At 70.3% G+C, this 401-nt stretch carries 1 protein-coding gene; it reads right to left on the minus strand.

What is annotated here, in order from left to right; translation table 11 throughout:
• Positions 1-401, minus strand: a 401-nt coding sequence (locus AC1DUE_RS20550) for a GntR family transcriptional regulator (protein ID WP_477041251.1), incomplete at both ends; no start/stop codon positions are given.

Consider the following 401-nt stretch of genomic DNA (forward strand, 5'->3'; position numbering starts at 1 on the left):
GCAGGACACGCTCCAGGTGCCAGACCGGTTCGCCCTGCTCGACGCCGGTCTCGGCGGCGAGTGCGGCGGTGCAGGGGAACTTTTCCAGACCGATGAGATGACGGCCCGGGGTCCGCCCCTGGCGGCGCACCCCCTCCGTATAGCTGGCGAGGGAGAGCGGCTGCTCCAGCTTGGGACCCGCGACGACGGTGCCGCGGCCCTGACGGGCGAGCCGGCCCTCCAGCAGCAGTTCGCGCAGCGCCTGACGCACTGTCTCGCGCGAGACCTCGTAGCGGACGGCGAGGTCACGCTCGGTGGGCAGCATGCCGCCCTCACCCAACTCCTCGATGAGGAGCGAGACATGAGCCTTCACGGCGTAGTACTTGGGGATACGGCCGTGCTCCGGAATGCCGGAGCGGATC

It is taken from the genome of Cellulomonas sp. P4_A2 (genome assembly GCF_056402515.1).